We start from the raw sequence: 17,464 nt of genomic DNA on the forward strand, positions 1-17,464 counted from the left end.
ATCCTTGGATTATTTGCCTGCCCAAACGGCTTGCTGAATATTGATAGATTTTGGAATGATCTTGAGTTCGCTAAAACGGTTCGCGAGTTCTTGCTGGTCGGCAATCACTTTCTTGGTGAGCGGTGCAGCACCAGATGGATTAGGACGACGCTGGATAAAGGTCTGGCTGATAATTGGTGTTAAGCCGGTACTTTGCGCAAAGATTTTTGCAGTTTCAGTTTTATGACGCTGTACCCATTTATCTGCGACATTGACCTGTTTGATAATTCCTTTTAATGCTTGCGGGTGTTTTTTAATTAAATTTTCTGAAGCCAGATAGAAGGTATAATTGGGACTTAAGCCTTTCCCTGAAGATAAGACTCTGGCTTTATCTTCTACTTGAGCTGCAGCATAGTACGGGTCCCAAATCGCCCAAGCATCAATCGCACCTTTCTGGAAGGCTGCACGTGCATCCGCAGGGCTTAACCAGATTGGCTGGATATCGGTCCATTGCAAACCTGCCTTACGTACTGCCTGGACCAGTAAATAATGCGAGCTGGAACCGCGATGAACGCCGACACGCTTACCTTTGAGCTGGCTCAGTTTGGTAATTTTGGAATTGTGTTGTACCAGAATGGCAGAAGAGAGCGGTTTTGCAGTTTCATAAGCAAAATAATGCAATGGCTTATTACCAGCTTGAGCATAGACAGGAGGAGTGTCTCCAGTCGCACCGATATCAATAGAACCTACAGCTAATGCTTCTAAAATTTGTGGTCCGCCTGGAAATTCGTTCCAGCTGATTTTTGCATTTGGAAATTCCTGTTCAAGCAGCTTTTGCTGTTGTGCAATGACCAAGTTTACCGAAGCTTTTTGGTAGCCTACACGAAGCTGTTTCACTGACGGATCAACTGCCCAAGCGGCACTTGAACCCAACATCGCACAAGCAACTAATGCGGCATTCATAGCATGACTGGAGGTCTTGAACCATGTGATTGCTTTGTTGTGTCGCTGATGTTGAGTCATTATTAGATCCCCTGATATTTTCCTATGATTTATTTGGTTAAAATTGCTGATTGAATATTCAGTTTTGCTGGAATCAGTTGCTGGCCATAGAAGGCATCAGCGACCTGCTGCTGTTTTTGCGCCACTTCTGGTGTGAGGGGTTTTACCCCAAAGCCCATACGTGAAATTGAAGTTTTCAATACGTCAAATGCCAGGCCTGTTGGTTTTTCTAGAAGTTTCGCTGCCTCATCCTGATGGCTAGATACCCATTCAGTAGTCAGGTTCAGCTCATTCACTACCGCATCAATGATCTGTGGATTCGCTTCAGCGAACTTACGATCAGCCAGATAGAACTGATGATTGCTCACGATATTCTCACCAGTTGCAATCACACGTGCACCAATCTGATGTTCTGCTGCCGCAAAGAATGGATCCCAGATCACCCAGGCATCAACCGCTCCACGCTCAAAAGCAGCACGTGCATCAGAAGGCGGCAGGTACACCACTTCAATATCGCTGAGTTTCAGATTATTGGCTTCAAGGACTTTTAATAGTAAGTAATGAACATTTGAGCCTTTGTTGAGTGCAATACGTTTGCCTTTCAGGTCCTGGACAGACTGAATATTTGAGTCTTTTTGTACAATCAGAGCTTCAGCTTTAGGTGCTTCAGGCTGGTTTGCGACATACACCAGATTTGAGTTGGCTGCCTGAGCAAAGATTGGCGGTGCTTCACCGGCTTCACCAAAAGACACACTGCCTACATTCAGACCTTCAAGTAATTGTGGACCTGCCGGGAATTCCACCCATTTCACATTTACGCCTTGTTGTTTTAATGCAGTTTCTAAAGTGCCGCGTTCTTTCAAGATTGGAAGGACGCCATATTTTTGGAAACCGATATTCAGCGTTACACTTTCTTCTTTTTTAGAGCAGCCAGAGAGCAACATCACGCCAGCAATAGCAGTACTCAGAGCTGCTGTTTTTGCAATGAATTTAACCGTAGATTGGCGCATGAATATAAACTCCTGACAAAAAGCCAATTAGATGGAATAGACAAGTTAGGCATACGCTAATCGTTTTTTATTTTCCAAAAAAATAACAATTCGGGAATTTCTAATGAGAAAAAAAGATAAATAAAAAAGCGCAAAATTTATGTAGAAAAGTGATTTGGAATCTTTATGGAATTTAATTTTTATACAATTTAAGTTATTGAAATATATATTTAATTTTTTTAATAAAATATAAAGATATGGATATGAAAATCCATGCAAAGCTTTTTAAGTTAAATATTTGAGAAATCTACATATCTTTAGCAAAAAATAAGATATATAAACAAATAAAAAGTCACATTAAAGTGACTTTTTACAAACCAGGGAATTACGCTGATAGTTATATAGCGCCTGACGGGCATCGGGCAGATCATCGACAGAGGACTGTTCAAAACCCTGTTCCAGGAACCAATGTGCAGTGCGGGTGGTTAAAATAAACAGTTGCTGAATACCCATGCTCCGGGCTTTATCTTCCAGATAATTCAGAATCTGGCTGCCGCGGTTGGACTTGCGATAACTTGGATCGACAGCGACACAGGCAATTTCAGCAGAACGCAGCTCATTGCCTGTGGTTGGAATCGGATATAACGCGGCACAGGCCAGAATCATGCCGTCACGTTCAATGACTGCGAACTGTTCAATTTCATTTTCCAGACGTTCGCGTGAGCGATACACCAGAATGCCTTCTTCTTCCAAAGGCCGTAGCAGGTTAATCAGACCGCCAACATCCTGAATGGTAGCCATACGTACATCTTCATAATGAGCATCGGTAATCAGAGTGCCTGAACCATCTCGGGTGAAGAGTTCTTCCAGCAGCGCACCATCATGAGCATAGGAAATCAGATGCACACGGTTGACGCCATTCATCGAGGCTTCCTGTGCAGCGCGAAGTTGCAAGCTTAGTTCGGATGGCAGGTCTTGAGCATCCTGCATTATATAAGCATCCAGCTGACTTGGCTGCACTTCACGTTGCAATTGTCCATCCGTATTCAGCAGGCCATGCTGTTTACCCAGGAAAATCAGCTTGTCTGCCTTGATACGAATCGCAGTTTTGGTCGCAACTTCCTCCGCCAGCAGGTTGAACACTTCGCCAGTGGTGGAATAACCGGTTGGTCCAAGCACCACAATGTTATGGCTGTCAAGATGACGCTGAATCGCATTGGTATCTACGGTACGGACTTCACCGGTTAACTGGAAATCAATACCGTCACGAATCCCATAAGGCTTGGCAGTAACAAAATTACCGGATACGACATCTATACGGGCGCCATACATGGGTGAGTTGGCCAGTCCCATTGAGAGCAAGGCTTCAATCTGCAGGCGGATTGAACCCACCGCATTCATGACACAGCTCAACGATTCACGGGTTGTGATTCGGCGCTGACGATGAAAAGGCGTGCTGATCTGACTTGCTGCCAGATTCTGGTTGATCTGTGGACGCGCACCATGCACCAGAATCAGATGAATTCCGAGAGAATGCAGCAGGGCAATATCGTGAATAATATGCTGGAAATTGTCATGCAGCACCGCCTCGCCATCAAACATGATCACGAAGGTCTTGTTACGATGCGCATTAATATAGGGCGCAGAATGGCGAAACCAATGCACATATTGCAAAGTTGTGCTTTGAGACGGTTCTGCTGGGTTCATGCGCTGGCCTATATTAGAAAATAATACTTAATTGAATTTGATTCTAAAAAAAGCCGGGAACGAAGTACAGCAATAAAAAAACACCTGAAGCGTGGACTTCAGGTGCAATGGAGAAAAGATACAGAATTAAGATTTAGTTGAGGATACGGATAATCTTGTCATTACGCTCATTGACTAGCACATAATCACCATTGATTTTGTACCACTGCTGGTTTCTGCCTGCATTTGGCAGACGGCGTGCTTCATAACCACTTACTTCAAAACGGCGGTTGTCATACTGGTTAGGCAGCTTTTGACCGACACGCCAGTCACGGCTTGGATTTACCACGCGGTTGTTATAGCGTTTATCATTCCAGCGACGGTCATCACGGCGATCGTCCCATTTTTTCGCATCTTTATGATCCCAATGCGGTGCCGGTTTATGTGGCGCATAACGCGGATCATGTTGCGGTGCAGCCATTGCAGAAGTTGCAACTAAAGCACTCAAGGATAAAGCGATTGTTGTTAACACTTTTTTCATGGCATTCACCTGAATTCATCATTATCGTTTCGATGAGACTAAATTAGCGAATCAGTAGAGAGAAACCGTGAGGGCAATTTAGGCGAATTGTTAAATTTATGAAGAAAAAAAGAAGAATAAGAGGGAATTACAGGTTTTTTTAGTCAAGAACAGCATCCAATACCACCTGACTAAAATAAAAAAGACCCAAACAAGTTGGGTCTATGAAAATGTGAGGATTTAATGTCCAAGAATTCGAATGATACTGTTGTTGTCCGAATCCACCAAAATGTATTCATTATTGACTTTATACCATTGCTGTCTGCGGTCAGGTTTTGGCAACTTGTGGTCTTTATATTCAACTTTATAACCATTACCGCGATAATGCTGTGGCATCACATAGCCGGGTTGCCATTTCATTTGCTGTAAACGCTTTACACCACGCTCTTCACGCATACGGCGACGGTCTTCATGGTCATCATCTGCGCGATCACGGAATTTTTTAGACTGACCTTGACGTTGATCCATATGACGTTCATCATCAAAATGCGGCGCAGCATTGGCAACATTCGTCAGCATTAATGTACTGATAGACATTGTCAAAGCAACCAAAAGCTTTTTCATGGTGAACCCTCAATCAATTGTTCATTTTCTACAGTCTAATTTACGCAAAAATTGCAGAGAAACTGTGAAGATCAGGCATGTATTCTTTAAAGAATGCAGAGAGATTATGACTATGCCATGATTTCAGTAGTTTTTGAACACTTCATACAGGCTAAGCGCTTGAGAAGCTGTGAAATACTATCCTGAGGCTAATGTATGGTGAGGTCAAGAGAAACTCGGTTAATTAGGGCAATTTATCTCCTGTATTCCAATCGAATAGTACCTCAATATTTGCAGGTCTGAACTAGTTCCATTGTTCAGTCAAACCCTGTAACGACTGGATCGCTTCAGCCACACATTCCGCTTCAGTGGCATCATCTAAAGCTTGAATCAAGGTAGCTGATAATTGCAGGCTTTCAATATGGCGAATAGTCTCGATTTTACGTTTTTGGTCAGCCATGCTGGATTCTCCTTTATCTGGTCATCATCTTGAATACAGGTATCATAGCGCTCAGGCTTTAATTTGAAAAACCGAATAAAATTATTATTAGTATGTAAAAAACCGATTTATAGCTGTTTTTAATAGGTTTCCCGAATAAAAAAAGAACACGCTTGGCGTGCTCTTATATCGGTTTAAACCTGGCTTAGTAAGCGTAGTTCAGATCGGTATAGTCAGTCAGGGACTTCTGGATATGTGCATTAATAAAGGCACGTACATCATCCGTGGTCATGGGCTTGCCTTGATTGCTAATTACATGTTCGATATCCGGCTGATTTTCAATTTTAATGCGATACACAAAATGTTTAGCCAGACGGTAGCCATCATCCAGTTTTTCAATACCTGTCACATAGTAATAGGCATGTTCAAAGTTCAGATCGGTATGGGAAAAGATAAACTGCTCGAATAGTTTCAGCTTGCTGCCATTTTCGAGTGCCTTGATGTCGTCCACAATGCTGGCTTCAAACTTCACGCCGTATTTTTCAGAAACTGGCTGCTGATCAATCAGAAGTGACACCATGCCATCTTCCAAAGTGGTCACGGTGATGTTGTTTAGGTCAGTCATGTTGCACTCGAATCAAAATCTGTTAGCGATAGTATGGGTGAATTTTAACGAAACTCAATGCGACCAGGGTGGAGTCAGAGAAGATTTATGCATTATTTCTGTCTAAAATAGCAATGAAAAAGGGAGCCAAGGCTCCCTCATTTCAATCATGTTCACTTCAATCAGCAGTTAATCCTGCGCATCAATACTTTGACCATTCATATGCAGACTGTCATCACCCATCAGGTACAGATAAGCCGGCATAATCGATTCCGGGGTTGGCAAGGTTAGTGGATCTTCATCCGGATAGGCTTTAGAACGCATCGCAGTCCGGGTTGCACCCGGATTAATGCAGTTAAAACGCACATGTGGATGTACATTTTCTTTGGCAAACAGCTGGCTTACCGCTTCAATAGCAACCTTGGAAACTGAATAAGCTCCCCAGCGTTCACGCACCTGACGGCCTACACCTGAACTGGTAAAGACCACAGAAGCATGCTCAGATTTTTCGAGCAGAGGAAGCAGGGCCTGAGTCAGCACAAAGGGTGCACGCAGGTTGACAGCCATTACATCGTCCCAGACGCCGGGGCTATAGTTTGCCAGTTCAATCCGTTCACCGAGCATGCCTGCATTATGCAGAATTCCGTCCAGACGACCAAACTGTTTACTCAGTGTTTCGAACAGGAGCTCGTAATCACGCTCAGAAGCACTGGAAAGCTGTAAAGGCAGAATTGCCGGGCGTGGTGCACCCAAACCTTCAATTTCATCGTAGATAACTTCAAGCTTGTTCAGGGTGCGACCATGCAGCACTACCGTCGCGCCATGCAGGGCATAGCTGATCGCTGCTGCACGTCCAATGCCATCGCCGGCACCTGTGATCAGGATAATACGATCCTTTAACAGGTCTGAGCGAGGTTGATATTCTGAATACTTCATGAACGACCTCCTTATTTCTTGCTTATTGTTGTGAAGTTTAATGTTCTGACCGGAACCTGAGTTTTAGCCGAGTACTGGCTTTAAAACCAGATCCTGAATTCGTTGATGTAATTCTTCTACACTATGCACGATACAATCGGCCTGCCAGGCGTTTAAATTATCTTTATGTTCTAAAGGCAGATAACCATAGGCTGCCAGAATAGTATACATATTGGCTGCACGTCCGGCATCGATATCACGTGGATGATCGCCGACATAGATACAGTCTTCAGCCGCCAGGTCAATCTGTTTTGCTGCCAGATACATTGGCTCCGGATCCGGTTTGGTACGGCCCACATCTTCCGGGCAGACCAGTACCGAACAGCGCTCTGAGAGATTCAATGCCGCAAGCAGCGATTCACTTAACCAGCGTGGTTTATTGGTGACAATACCCCAAGGAATACTGCGTGCTTCCAAAGCTTCCAGCAGTGGATACATGCCGTCAAACAGGTCAGTATCTACTGCAATATCGGCACCATACAGGTCTAAGAAACGCTGACGATGCGCCAGCAGGAGTGGATCTTCCAGCTCGAGTTCCGGATAGACCAGCTTGACCATGGCACGAGCACCTTCTGAAACCTGAGTGCGGATCAACTCTGGTGCTACTACTTCACGGCCTTCTTCGCGGCACATATCCTGAATAATGCGGACAAAGTCGGCAGCAGTGTCAATTAAGGTACCATCGAGGTCAAAGAGAACTGCTTTCATTCAGCAGCTCCATTCGCCTGTTCTTTTGCCGTATAGACCATATAGTTAACATCTACATTTGGCGCTAACCAGTAACGTTTAGTCAGCGGGTTATAGTGCAGACCCGTCATATCTTTTAATTTCAGACCTGCGTTGCGGATGTCATGCGCCAGTTCAGATGGCTTGATAAATTTGCTGTAGTCATGCGTACCACGTGCCAGCATACGCAGCACATATTCTGCACCAATAATGGCAAACAGATAGGACTTCGGATTACGGTTAATGGTCGAGAAGAACACATGCCCGCCTGGTTTTACCAGCTTATGGCAAGCCTGAATGATCGATGCCGGATCTGGAACATGCTCCAGCATTTCCATGCAGGTCACCACATCGTATTGTCCTGCTTGTTCCTCGGCGAGTTGCTCAACAGGAACCTGACGGTATTGAATATTGCTGACACCTTCCTGTTCCGCATGTAGACGTGCCACATTCAGGGGTGCTTCACCCATATCGATACCAAGCACATCAGCCCCACGGCGTGCCATGCTTTCGGCCAGAATGCCACCGCCACAGCCCACATCCAGAACTTTTTTGCCGCTCAAGCCGCCAGCATGTTCGTCAATCCAGTTCAGACGTAGTGGATTAATCATGTGCAAAGGGCGGAACTCGGAATGCTGATCCCACCATATGGCTGCGAAAGCTTCAAATTTGGCAATTTCTTGTGGATCAACATTCAATTGCGACATCGGTGTCACCTCAATCAAGTCGTTATATTTTAAAAAAGTTCAATGTTGATTAGTGTAGCGCTTCCTGCAAAAAAAGCGATAAAAGCCTTAAAAAAGTTCACAGAATAAAAACGAAAGCCGCATATTTGATTTATAGTATCTGCATAAGCTAATCATAAAGATTTTGAGGATCATAATTCCAATGAAAAAATTTATTTTAGGCACTGTTGCTGCATCTGTTTTAGCATTTTCTGGTAGTGCGATGGCCAACTTTGTAGCAGGCCAAGACTATCAAGTGCTGGCTAAGCCAGTCAAAGTTGAAAAGCCAGGAAAAATCGAAGTACGTGAATTCTTCTGGTATGGCTGTGGTCACTGCTACACACTTGAACCGCATATGCAGACCTGGTTGAAACAACTGCCTAAAGATATTCGTTTTGTCCGTACTCCAGCTGCGATGAACCCACTATGGGAACAGGCAGCACGTGCCTATTATGTGTCTGAAGCCCTGGGTGTTCGTCAAAAAGCGCACTTGCAGTTGTTCCATGATATCCATGCGAAGCAAAAACCAATTTTAGAACAAGCACAACTCGCCAAGTTCTATACCCGTTATGGTATTTCAGAAGCGAAATTTAACAGTACGTATAAATCATTCCCGATTTCTTCAAAAATCGCCCAGGCGAAAAATCTGGCCGCATCTTATCAGTTAACGGGTGTACCAGCCGTGACCGTGAATGGTAAGTATGTCGTTCAGGGTGATGATGCCAAAGTAATTCAGGTGGTAAATTTCTTGGTAGAAAAAGAGCGTAAGGCAAAATAATTTCTGCCTGATCTTAAAAAACCTGCACCTTGCTGCAGGTTTTTTATTGTTGAAAATATCTATTCTAGCTGCCTGAAGGCTGTTTATGCATGAATGCCTTGAAATAGCAGTTTCATCTGAATAACCGTCTGAGCTTTAAATTCTGCCGCGCGACTTTGTTGAAGATTGACATCTGACAGACCTTGAATACTCAGCCAACCCATCGCCCAATTCAAGGATAAATCCACGAGCATCTGGACCAGCAGCTTCAAGTGTTGAGGCGATTCGATTCCCTGAGCGGAATAAAGATTTCCCAGCTCATCGACCAGATCAGCAACCAAAAATTGCAGTTCTCGCTCAATACTGGTCCGCAAAAAGTCTGATCCGCCCCAACGTTCTGTACTAAAAAATAGCCATGGCTCAGGATGTTCTTCAACAGCCTGAAGGAAAAGATCAATTGAGGTTTCAGTGTCTGAATGTACTTGATACAAGTAAGCTTCTACCAGCCGATTTAAGACACCTTTTAAATTAATGGCGACTTGGTCGAGCAGTTCCAGACCCAATTGCTGCATGTCCTTAAAATGCCGGTAGAACGCCGTCGGCACCAGTCCAACTTCACGGGACAGTTCACGCAGGCTGATATTGCTAAATGCACGACCACGGCTACTCAGTACCAGTGCGGCATCTAGTATTGCCTGATGACTTTGCTGTTTGCGTTCTGCACGTAAAGACATAAAAATCTTCTCGATATTTCCCTTTAAGTTTAACAAAAAATCGGCAATCACGCAGCGCCATTCAGATGGCCTGATTTTGTATTTTGATCGAACAAGACTGAATTGATTTTGTAAATCATGCCAAGGGCCGGGCAATCTTGGCAGAGGCTTCTGCTATACTGAGCCGCAATTATTTTTCAGTCAAAGCAGGACTTATTTATGCGTATCGACCAGCGAGCATTAGATCAATTACGTGACATCAAAATTACCCGCAATTACACACGTTATGCGGAAGGTTCAGTATTGGTTGAATTTGGTCATACTAAAGTGCTTTGTACTGCCAGCATTGACAACTCGGTTCCCCGTTTCCTGAAAGGTCAGGGCCAAGGCTGGGTAACCGCAGAATATGGCATGCTGCCACGTTCAACACATACCCGTAGCGACCGTGAAGCGGCACGTGGCAAACAGAGTGGCCGTACTCAGGAAATCCAGCGTCTGATCGGCCGTAGCCTGCGCGCTATGGTGGACCTGAAAAAACTCGGTGAAAATACGATTACTATCGACTGTGATGTGATCCAGGCAGATGGCGGGACACGTACAGCCTCTATTACCGGTGCTGCGGTAGCATTGATTGATGCGATGAATGTGTTGCTTGAGAAGAAAAAAATCAAGCAAGATCCACTTAAAGGTCTGGTTGCTGCAATTTCTGTGGGTATCTTCAAAGATGAAGTATTACTGGATCTTTGCTATGAAGAAGATTCTAACTGCCAGACTGACCTGAATGTCGTGATGACTCAAGCTGGTGAATTTATTGAAATTCAAGGCACTGCAGAAGACAAGCCATTTACCCGTAGCCAATGCAATGACATGCTGGAAATGGCTGAGAAGGGCATCCAAGAGCTGATCAAGAAACAGCAAGAAGCTTTAGGCTGGTAATTTATCTTCTAGTGAAAAACGCATCTTCGGATGCGTTTTTTTATGGGTATTCTTAGGCTTCAACATTGCCTCACAAAAATTGAACAGGACCTATCTACTGTATCGCTATGTTTCGAGAGATGATTTTCAATCTACTTAACTATAGAGGGTCAACGTATGAAAATATTATTCATGGCACTTTCAGTCTGTACCGTTCTTGGTCTGACTGCCTGTGATAATAATTCCCGTGATGCAGATCGGGATGGTGCTTCTGCACCAGCAGGACAAAATACCAATTAGTCATCATACCCCAGTGTCACTTCATTCATCTTTATTATTTTTTTGTGCAAAAACTGCGCAAAAAAATCGAAAAATAAAAAAAAAGGGTGCTTCGCACCCTTCTTCTATCACGTATTCAGCAAGATCTAGGCATTAAAACGCATGGATAAATCAATTGCTTTCACATCTTTAGTCAGAACGCCCATCGAAATATAATCTACACCTGTACTAGCCACTTCACGTAAATTCTCAATCGTAATATTGCCCGAAGCTTCCAGTTTGCAACGACCTGCTACATGCTTCACCGCATCAACCATTTGCTGCTGGTTAAAATTATCCAGCATTACAATATCTGCTTTGGCTTCAAGTGCCTGATTTAACTCATCCCAGGTTTCTACTTCGACTTCTACCGGTTTACCTGGTGCAATCTGATGTGCCTTGGCAATGGCCTGTTCAATTCCACCAGCCGCCATAATGTGATTTTCTTTAATTAAAAAGGCATCGAACAGCCCCAGACGATGATTCTGACCACCCCCAATCGCTACGGCATATTTCTGTGCAATACGCAGGCCGGGAATAGTTTTACGGGTGTCTAACAGTTTGGTATTTAAACCTTCTAATTGTTTGACATAGCTTGCTGTTTTGGTCGCGACTGCAGACAGGGTTTGGACAAAATTCAGTGCCGGACGTTCTACCGTGAGGAGACTGCGCGCAGAACCTGCCAGTTCCAGGAAGGCTTCATTGGCCCCGACACGATCACCATCATTCTTCAGCCAGATCACTTCAATTTTTGGATTGTAGGCTTGAATCAAAGCATTCACCCAAGGTTGCCCAGCCAGCACCATATCCTCACGACTGATAATGGTGGCAATAGCCTGTTCATCTTCAGGTGTCAGCAGGGCAGTGATGTCACCATCACCAATGTCTTCAGCCAGCGCCTGTTGAATATTGATCTGAATCGACTGCTCTAGCAAAGCTTGAGATATGCTCATGAGTATTTCCGTATCTTTTGTAAGCCGTGAAAATTGCGCGTTATATTAGCACTGTTACATAAAAATGAGCGATTTTTCGTACAGTCATCACAGCTGAATTGAGATTTGGATACGAAAGTTTTAGCATTAGGCCAGCTGCATTGCGCAGCAGTCATTTTGATTGGGGATAGGAAAGTTTTTATGCAACAAGCACCTGCGTTTCATGTGAAGGATGGACAACTCATCGGTGCACGCCAGATTCCCTCACCCAACTTTAACCAGCGTCCGGAAAATACCGAGATTCAACTGATCGTGGTACATAACATCAGCCTGCCGCCCTCACAATTTGGCGGTGGTTATATTGAGCAGTTTTTCCAGAATCAACTGGATTGGTCAGTACATCCTTATTTTCAGACCATTCAGGGCATGCAAGTCTCTACCCATCTGTTGATTCTGCGTAGCGGGGAAGTGCTGCAGTTTGTCAATTTTAATGACCGGGCCTGGCATGCGGGTCGTTCGACCTATCTCGCTAAGAAAGAATGCAATGATTATTCTATCGGGATTGAGCTTGAAGGCAGCGATGACCTTCCCTTTGAACAGGCACAGTACGATGCACTGGTACAGGTGACTGCCTGTCTGCAAGCCCATTATCCAAAAATCCAGCAACATATTGCCGGACATTCTGATATTGCCCCGGGACGTAAAACTGATCCAGGCCTACATTTCAACTGGGTCGCATTCCGTAAACAATTGCATCATTATAAAAATACATCAATACCTGAATAGGAATGTGATAAAGCAATGAACTTCTGCCAGAAGTTTCATTACAATAGGCAAAATTTAAACATTAGGTGAACAGTATGGCGCTGTGGCGTTCGACCGTCATTGTCAGTGCGATGACCATGTTGTCACGGGTACTGGGTCTGGTCCGGGATATTGTACTGCTCAATGTCTTTGGTGCAGGCAAGGACTTCGATACCTTCGTGGTCGCATTCCGTATTCCCAATTTCTTCCGGCGTCTGTTTGCGGAAGGAGCTTTTTCACAGGCTTTTATTCCGGTATTGACCGAATATAAAACCACACGGACGCATGCCGAGGTACAGATCCTGATTAGTAGGGTATTTGGCTGTCTGTCTACCGTCATGAGCCTGCTGACCTTCGTGGCCATGGTGGCTGCACCCGCCATTATTTATGTCTATGCACCTGGCTTCCATGCAGATCCAGAGAAGTTCGCACTGGCATCGGACATGTTCCGCCTAACCATTCCTTATCTGCTGTTTATGTCGCTGACGGCTTTTGCCAGCAGTATTCTGAACAGCTACGGTTCATTCACTACACCCGCTTTTGCACCGGTACTTTTGAATGTAGCAATGATTGCCGGCGCCTTGTGGCTTACCCCGTATATGGCCGAACCGATCATGGCATTGGGCTGGGCAGTATTGATTGCGGGTGCTTTGCAACTGGCGATTCAGATTCCGGAACTGTGGCGCAAGAAACTGCTGATTCCACCCAAAATCGACTTCAAGCATGAAGGCGTAGACCGCATCATGAAACTGATGCTGCCAGCGCTGTTTGGTGTTTCGGTGACGCAGATCAACCTGTTGCTGAATACGATCTGGGCATCCTTTATGCAGGATGGTTCGGTATCCTGGCTTTATAGTGCTGAACGTATGACGGAGTTGCCATTGGGCTTGATTGGCGTGGCAATTGGTACCGTGATTCTGCCATCTTTGTCGGCACGTCATGCCGAACAGGATCAGGTGAAATTCCGTAGCATGATCGACTGGGCGGCGAAAGTGATTGTAATGGTCGGCCTACCGGCCAGTATTGCACTGTTCATGCTTTCTACGCCGATCATTCAGGCGCTGTTCCAGCGTGGTCAGTTTGATCTGGAAGATACCCAGATGACAGCAATGGCGCTCCAGTGTATGAGTGCTGGCGTGATTTCATTCATGTTGATTAAAGTTTTTGCACCAGGTTTCTATGCCCAGCAAGATACCAGAACACCGGTACGTGTCGGTTTAATTGCAGTAGCGGCTAACGCGATTCTGAACGTCATTTTTATTGGCTTCTTCAAGCTGATTGACTGGCATGCAGAACACATGGCATTGGCTTTAGCTTCTTCAGGTTCAGCTTTGGTCAATGCCGGAATGCTATATTTCTATCTGCACAAGCGTGATATTTTCCGTTTTGGTGGCCACTGGAAAAAGCTCATGTTGCAGTTTGGTTTTGCCAACTTTGCAATGATCGCAGCGTTGGCATATGCATTGACCTGGTATAATGGTGAGGTATCGCAATGGATCCGTGTGGCTGAAGTCATCGGGCTGTGCATTGTCGGAGTCACAGTTTATTTGCTCGCATTGGTATTGACCGGTTTCCGACCACGACATCTGAAACCATAAAATTCATGCAAAAAAATAAGAGCCATGAGGCTCTTATTTTTTACTTCTTATTCCATCGGTAGATGGTCTTGAATCAGGACAAGATCCGTTACTCTAGACCTTACCGCGGGACAAGAAACCAACAATTGCAAGAATAACCGCAATTACCAACAGAATAATCGCGAAATCCTTAGACAGACCGGCTACTCCACCAAAACCCAGTAAACTGGCAATCAATGCAATAACAGCGAATATAATAGCCCAACGAAACATCTTTGAATCTCCATGTGTTTTTATTCTCAAAATTAGTATAGGGACAATAAGCTCTTCAAACTGTTAACCTTTTGTTGATAATCTGTCTAATAGTTAGTAATCGTGTGAGTATAGTTATCAGATGCTTACAGTACGTTTATTTTGTGCAGGGCTGCTATAATAGATTGCTCCTGTCTCATCTCTGCCTGCTGTTATGACTGATACTTTGCGTCCTGAATTCTGGAAACACTATACCCTGAATGAGCTGAAGCCTCAGGAGTGGGAAGCATTGTGTGATGGCTGCGGGCTCTGCTGTCTCATTAAATTTGAAGATGAAGATACTCAGGAAGTCACCTATACACGCGTTGCCTGTAAACTGCTTGACTGTCAGACCGCGCGCTGTTCAGATTATCCCAACCGTTTACAATTCGTGCCTGACTGTATTCAGCTCACGCCTGAAAAATTGGCGGCTATTCACTGGTTACCAGCCAGTTGTGCCTATCGCCGGGTGGCTGAAGGAAAACACTTGCCGTCTTGGCATTACCTGATCAGCGGTTCACATGAAAGTGTCATTAAAGCGCGCAAGTCAGCCGCAGGCCGCTGTCTGAGTGAGCTCGAAGTCGATGAAGACGAAATGGAAGATCATATTGTGCGCTGGGTGCGCTAGAAATTTCGTTCTAACACACAGTGCTATGCAGTAATTGCTGTGCTGCACTACCCGCCATTGGCCGATAGAAATAAAAACCTTGTCCGATCTGGCAGTCACAATTAATCAGGGTAGAAAGTTGCTCGGTATTTTCAATACCTTCTACCAGCACATCAAGCTCAATACTCGAACCGATCTGGGTAATGGCTTTGACAATTGCCAGTGCCGAGGGATCGGTATTCAGGCGTTCCACAAAGTTACGGTCAATCTTGATACAGTTCACCGGATATTCCTGCAAACGGGTCAGGGAAGAATGACCGGTACCGAAATCATCTAAAGAAATATGAATGCCCGCCTGTTTTAACAAGTTCAGTGCGCGAATAACATAATTAGCCCCACGTTCTGACAGACTTTGTTCGGTAATCTCCAGTTCAACCTTGTCTGCCGAAATATCAAAGCGAGACAGGCGTTCTAATAACTTTTCAGCATAATCGTCACGCAGGAATTCGACAGGTGCTGCGTTGATCGAGATTGGCAGAACTTCTAAGCCTTGTTCCTGCCATTGGGTCATATCTTCAAAGACTTTCAGCTGCATGGTTTCGCTGATTCGTGAGGCCAGTTCATAGTCCTGAAAGGCACAGAAAATACGGGATGGCAGCTGAACCTGGTGGTGCTGATCTTTCCAGCGCAGCAGTGCTTCAAAACCAATCACCGCACCATCGGACAGGCGTACCTTGGGTTGATAGTAAGGAATAATCTGGTTTGAATTGATAATTTTACGCGCCAAAATTAGTTGACGGGTCATCTTGTCCAGCGATTCAAACATTTCCTGACTGAACATGCGGATGCCACCGCGACCACTGTTTTTCAGATCATTGAGTGCGATATCGGCACACTTTAATAAGTTAGAACTGTTGATGGCATCACGGGGATAAATGGCGCCACCAACACTGATGCCACTATTAATACTTCTACCGGCATAACTGATCGGTATTTCCATCTGCTGACAGACCTTTTTAGCCACCTCTAACAGCTGTGATTCATGCTCAAGATTTTGGACCAAGACAGCAAATTCATCACCCCCTAAACGGGAGACGATGGCTTCAGGTCCAAGATTGTTCTTGAAGCGTTCCCCCAGGACATGTAAAAGATGGTCACCGGCAATATGCCCTAAGGTGTCATTGATATGCTTGAAATAGTCCAGGTCAATCAGGAGCAGCCCGGCTTGGCTCTGTTGTTGCCGTGCTCTGAACAGGACGCGTTTAAACTGTTTGTAGAAGGTACCGCGATTATATAGTCCAGTCAGCTCATCAATTTCTGTGACTGCTTTCAGCCGGGTTTCCACCTGTTTTTGCTGGCTGACATTACGTGAAACACACAGAATCTGTCGAGTCACATTGTGTTCATCCACGATTGGAGTGAGTAAATTATCCCAATACTCTGGTGCTTGACCCTGTAGCTGGCTAGTGCCGGAAAAACGGGCATTCATACCTTGGGCAGCACGCTTTAGCGCACGCCTGCCAGATGGACAGACCTCGGCAGGCAGCAGATTCAGCCAGGACATACCAAAATGCTGTTCGGTTTCGGACAGTCCCAAAGCCTGTCGGCCAGAACGGTTTACATGACTCAATTTACCATCAGGCGTCATGATTTTTATGCAGTCCAAGCTTGCATCCAGCATATTTTGCTGAGTAGTAATGATTTGAGAGAGTTGCTGCTGGATTTCAAAATAATCATGCACATCGGTCAGGGTGATAGCCCAGTGCAGCAGGCTACCCGTTTCATAATGAAACTTCATGTTCAGCAGACACATGCGATAACCGTGATCCAGTTTCTGGATCCGGCATTGCAGTTCTGCATTCTGACGTTTATTCAGTGCAGTATGCCATTCGCTAATAAAATTAGATAAATCATCAGGATGAATAAACTGTTGCCAGTATTCCCGACCGTACTCATTCAGGTCAATCCCGAGATAGTCCTGCATGGCCGTATTAAAATATTCAATCTCATCCCGAGTCTGCAACCACATTGGTTGAGGGAGGGCATCAGCAAAATCCTGGATACATGTCAGCTCTGGGCCAGTGGTCGACCTGAAAGTATCTGACGGTAAAGAATCCGGTGATTCAAACCGGGCAAAAGTGTCCAAATTCTGCTTATCAAATTCCATGTATTCACCGATACAGAGGTTTTATTTGATCTAACCTCGGACCCACTTATCTATTATTAGAATAAAAGAACATTCATTCAGCGCTAGCTGATCTAAAAAGAATATGATCAAATTTGTATGAAGATGCAAGGTCTA

At 44.8% G+C, this 17,464-nt stretch carries 20 protein-coding genes; 6 read left to right on the forward strand and 14 right to left on the reverse strand.

What is annotated here, in order from left to right; all coding sequences use genetic code 11:
• Positions 1 to 9 precede the first annotated feature (9 nt).
• From ACS72_RS10870 to ubiG, 10 genes are all read right to left on the reverse strand, one after another.
• Positions 10 to 1,002: a sulfonate ABC transporter substrate-binding protein gene (locus ACS72_RS10870; RefSeq protein WP_048882120.1), complete on the reverse strand. Its 993-nt coding sequence runs from the start codon at positions 1,000 to 1,002 to the stop codon at positions 10 to 12.
• 29 nt (positions 1,003 to 1,031) lie between these two features.
• Positions 1,032 to 1,991, reverse strand: a complete 960-nt coding sequence (locus ACS72_RS10875; RefSeq protein ID WP_048882121.1) for a sulfonate ABC transporter substrate-binding protein — start codon at positions 1,989 to 1,991, stop codon at positions 1,032 to 1,034.
• A 336-nt stretch (positions 1,992 to 2,327) separates the two neighbouring features.
• Complete coding sequence (gene argA / locus ACS72_RS10880) at positions 2,328 to 3,677, reverse strand: amino-acid N-acetyltransferase (protein ID WP_048882122.1); 1,350 nt, start codon at positions 3,675 to 3,677, stop codon at positions 2,328 to 2,330.
• A gap of 133 nt (positions 3,678 to 3,810) precedes the next feature.
• On the reverse strand, positions 3,811 to 4,197 hold the full coding sequence (locus tag ACS72_RS10885; protein WP_048882123.1) for an RcnB family protein: 387 nt from the start codon (positions 4,195 to 4,197) through the stop codon (positions 3,811 to 3,813).
• Positions 4,198 to 4,416: 219 nt separating this feature from the next.
• Positions 4,417 to 4,800 (reverse strand): RcnB family protein, encoded by a 384-nt coding sequence (locus ACS72_RS10890; protein ID WP_004813917.1) that lies wholly within the window; start codon positions 4,798 to 4,800, stop codon positions 4,417 to 4,419.
• 283 nt (positions 4,801 to 5,083) lie between these two features.
• A complete protein-coding gene (locus ACS72_RS18200; protein WP_167367438.1) occupies positions 5,084 to 5,239 on the reverse strand; it encodes a hypothetical protein in 156 nt (51 codons plus the stop codon).
• A 184-nt stretch (positions 5,240 to 5,423) separates the two neighbouring features.
• A complete protein-coding gene (locus ACS72_RS10895) occupies positions 5,424 to 5,843 on the reverse strand; it encodes a hypothetical protein (protein ID WP_004813913.1) in 420 nt (139 codons plus the stop codon).
• 168 nt (positions 5,844 to 6,011) lie between these two features.
• On the reverse strand, positions 6,012 to 6,758 hold the full coding sequence (locus tag ACS72_RS10900) for a YciK family oxidoreductase (protein ID WP_004813911.1): 747 nt from the start codon (positions 6,756 to 6,758) through the stop codon (positions 6,012 to 6,014).
• 63 nt (positions 6,759 to 6,821) lie between these two features.
• Positions 6,822 to 7,505 carry an HAD family hydrolase gene (locus ACS72_RS10905; RefSeq protein WP_048882124.1) on the reverse strand — a complete coding sequence of 228 codons (684 nt, stop codon included), beginning with the start codon at positions 7,503 to 7,505 and terminating at the stop codon, positions 6,822 to 6,824.
• Positions 7,502 to 8,230, reverse strand: a complete 729-nt coding sequence (gene ubiG, locus ACS72_RS10910; RefSeq protein WP_048882125.1) for a bifunctional 2-polyprenyl-6-hydroxyphenol methylase/3-demethylubiquinol 3-O-methyltransferase UbiG — start codon at positions 8,228 to 8,230, stop codon at positions 7,502 to 7,504. Before ubiG ends, ACS72_RS10905 begins: the two co-directional genes overlap by 4 nt.
• A gap of 181 nt (positions 8,231 to 8,411) precedes the next feature.
• Between ubiG and ACS72_RS10915 the strand changes: the two genes are divergently transcribed.
• Entirely contained in the window at positions 8,412 to 9,026 is a 615-nt protein-coding gene (locus ACS72_RS10915; protein ID WP_004813905.1) for a thiol:disulfide interchange protein DsbA/DsbL, read from the forward strand.
• Positions 9,027 to 9,109: 83 nt separating this feature from the next.
• Here the strand turns inward: ACS72_RS10915 and ACS72_RS10920 are convergent, their stop codons facing one another.
• Positions 9,110 to 9,739 carry a TetR family transcriptional regulator gene (locus tag ACS72_RS10920; protein WP_048882126.1) on the reverse strand — a complete coding sequence of 210 codons (630 nt, stop codon included), beginning with the start codon at positions 9,737 to 9,739 and terminating at the stop codon, positions 9,110 to 9,112.
• Positions 9,740 to 9,937: 198 nt separating this feature from the next.
• On the opposite strand from ACS72_RS10920, the gene rph reads away from it, so the two are divergent.
• Positions 9,938 to 10,654: a ribonuclease PH gene (rph, locus tag ACS72_RS10925; protein WP_004813903.1), complete on the forward strand. Its 717-nt coding sequence runs from the start codon at positions 9,938 to 9,940 to the stop codon at positions 10,652 to 10,654.
• Positions 10,655 to 10,810: 156 nt separating this feature from the next.
• Positions 10,811 to 10,933 carry a hypothetical protein gene (locus tag ACS72_RS18900; RefSeq protein ID WP_004813902.1) on the forward strand — a complete coding sequence of 41 codons (123 nt, stop codon included), beginning with the start codon at positions 10,811 to 10,813 and terminating at the stop codon, positions 10,931 to 10,933.
• Positions 10,934 to 11,058: 125 nt separating this feature from the next.
• On the opposite strand, the gene nadC is transcribed toward ACS72_RS18900, so the two are convergent.
• On the reverse strand, positions 11,059 to 11,904 hold the full coding sequence (gene nadC, locus ACS72_RS10930) for a carboxylating nicotinate-nucleotide diphosphorylase (protein ID WP_048882127.1): 846 nt from the start codon (positions 11,902 to 11,904) through the stop codon (positions 11,059 to 11,061).
• Positions 11,905 to 12,084: 180 nt separating this feature from the next.
• Between nadC and ampD the strand changes: the two genes are divergently transcribed.
• Positions 12,085 to 12,669 carry a 1,6-anhydro-N-acetylmuramyl-L-alanine amidase AmpD gene (ampD, locus tag ACS72_RS10935; RefSeq protein ID WP_004813900.1) on the forward strand — a complete coding sequence of 195 codons (585 nt, stop codon included), beginning with the start codon at positions 12,085 to 12,087 and terminating at the stop codon, positions 12,667 to 12,669.
• Between the two features lie 65 nt (positions 12,670 to 12,734).
• On the forward strand, positions 12,735 to 14,285 hold the full coding sequence (gene murJ / locus ACS72_RS10940) for a murein biosynthesis integral membrane protein MurJ (protein ID WP_171249862.1): 1,551 nt from the start codon (positions 12,735 to 12,737) through the stop codon (positions 14,283 to 14,285).
• A gap of 93 nt (positions 14,286 to 14,378) precedes the next feature.
• Here the strand turns inward: murJ and ACS72_RS17510 are convergent, their stop codons facing one another.
• Positions 14,379 to 14,537: a DUF1328 domain-containing protein gene (locus ACS72_RS17510; RefSeq protein ID WP_004647174.1), complete on the reverse strand. Its 159-nt coding sequence runs from the start codon at positions 14,535 to 14,537 to the stop codon at positions 14,379 to 14,381.
• 193 nt (positions 14,538 to 14,730) lie between these two features.
• On the opposite strand from ACS72_RS17510, the gene ACS72_RS10950 reads away from it, so the two are divergent.
• Entirely contained in the window at positions 14,731 to 15,183 is a 453-nt protein-coding gene (locus ACS72_RS10950; protein WP_048882129.1) for a YcgN family cysteine cluster protein, read from the forward strand.
• 10 nt (positions 15,184 to 15,193) lie between these two features.
• On the opposite strand, the gene ACS72_RS10955 is transcribed toward ACS72_RS10950, so the two are convergent.
• Positions 15,194 to 17,329 carry a bifunctional diguanylate cyclase/phosphodiesterase gene (locus ACS72_RS10955; RefSeq protein WP_048882130.1) on the reverse strand — a complete coding sequence of 712 codons (2,136 nt, stop codon included), beginning with the start codon at positions 17,327 to 17,329 and terminating at the stop codon, positions 15,194 to 15,196.
• Positions 17,330 to 17,464: the final 135 nt, after the last annotated feature.

It is taken from the genome of Acinetobacter sp. VT 511 (genome assembly GCF_001077515.1).
In the GTDB taxonomy this organism is placed as follows: Bacteria; Pseudomonadota; Gammaproteobacteria; order Pseudomonadales; family Moraxellaceae; genus Acinetobacter; species Acinetobacter schindleri.